Source organism: Arthrobacter sp. NPDC058127, from assembly GCF_042884555.1.
In the GTDB taxonomy this organism is placed as follows: Bacteria; Actinomycetota; Actinomycetes; order Actinomycetales; family Micrococcaceae; genus Arthrobacter.
In genome coordinates this window covers 1-1,592 of sequence record NZ_JBHVTT010000041.1, presented here as the reverse complement: position 1 = coordinate 1,592, position 1,592 = coordinate 1, and the positions used below count along the sequence as shown (strand labels likewise).

Annotated in this window: 2 protein-coding genes; both read right to left on the bottom strand. The window is 64.2% G+C overall.

Going from position 1 to position 1,592, the window contains the following annotated elements; translation table 11 throughout:
• A partial coding sequence (gene dctA, locus ACFVTG_RS24730; protein WP_390283644.1) for a C4-dicarboxylate transporter DctA occupies positions 1–1,210 on the bottom strand: 1,210 nt, incomplete at its 3' end.
• A gap of 60 nt (positions 1,211–1,270) precedes the next feature.
• On the bottom strand, positions 1,271–1,592 hold a 322-nt coding region (locus tag ACFVTG_RS24725), incomplete at its 5' end, for a PrpF domain-containing protein (protein ID WP_390283641.1).

Here is a 1,592-nt window from a genome sequence, read left to right as displayed (position 1 = left end):
GCTGCCACTTGGCGATGGCGACGCAGGAGACGATGTTACAGACGGTGCTGGTGAGGGCGCGGGCTTCGCTCATGAAGCGGTCGATGCCGACGATGAGTGCCACGCTGGCAACGGGCAGCGTGGGCATGACTGTCAGGGTCGCGACGAGGGCGACGAAGCCGCTGCCTGTCACGCCCGCGGCGCCCTTGGAGGTCAGGAGCATCATTCCGAGCATGAGGAGGATCTGGTCCCAGCCCAGGTGGATGTCGCAGGCCTGGGCTATGAACATCGAGGAGAGCGTCAGGTAGACGGCGGTGCCGGTGAGGTTGAAGGAGTAGCCTGTCGGGACTACGAGGCCGACGACTCCGCGGTCGCAGCCGATGCGTTCGAGCTTGGAGAGCAGGCGCGGAAGGACGGGTTCGCTTGAGGATGTGGCGAGGACGATGAGGAACTCGTCGCGGAAGTAGCGCAGGATCCGCCAGAGACTGAAACCGGTGAGCTTCGCCAGGATTCCGAGGACGAGGACCACGAAGACGATGCACGCGGCGTAGAAGGCGAGGATCAGCATCCCGAGGTTGCCGATCGAATGGGCTCCGTACTTGCCGACCGTGAACGCCATGGCGCCGAACGCCCCGATGGGTGCGACTTTCATGAGGAAGCCGAACACGACGAACAGCAGCTTGTTGAAGCTGTTGACCATGTTGAGGGCCAGCTGGCCGGGTGTGCCGAGCTTGCTGAAGGCGAAGCCGCAAAGCAGCGCGATCACGAGCACGGGCAGGACTTCGCCGTCGGCGAAGGCCCCGATGAAGCTGGTGGGGATGATGCTCATGACGAAGTCCACGGGGTTGCTGCTGGGCAGCTGGCTTGTGTACTTCGATGCGACAGAGGTATCGAGGTGGGCTGGGTTGATGTGCATGCCTGCACCCGGCTGGAAGAGCATGACCGCACCCAGGCCGATGGCCAGTGCCGCCCCTGTGAGCACGTAGAACAAGCCCAGCGACCGCAGCAGGGTCGGGCCGACCTTCTTGGTGTCGGTCAGTGAGGTGATGCCGCTGACAATGGTGCAGAAGACGATCGGCGCGATCATGAATTTCACGAGCTTCACGAAGCCGTCGCCCAGCGGTTTGAGTGAGGACCCGAGGTCCGGCCACAGCGCGCCGACGAGGATGCCGAGCCCGACGCCGATGAGTACCTGGACATACAAGTGTCCGAGGATGGATTTGATCTTCATTGAACAACTTCCTGGGTGAGTGCCCGTTCCATCCATGATGGCAGGGGCGGAATAAAGGGGCTAGGCCGTCAGTGCCACAGGCTGCGCGACGTCAATGTCGGCGACGGCGAGATGGCGGGCCGCCCGGTGGAGGGCGACCTCGATGACGTTGCCGAACTCGTCCGTGACGACCTCGGTGCTGATGACACCGGCAGGTGTGCCGATGCGCAGAAGCCGGGATCCTCGGTGAGCGCTGTCCGCCGGAGGCAGCACCTTCGCCACCACCGATCCCGGCAAGGCGGCTGCGAGGGAGACTGCAACGGCCGAGGTCAGCCCGATGGCCGGGTGGGGTGCGAGCATCGAGAGCATCCGCACCCGCAGATCATGGGTGTCCGCCGCGATC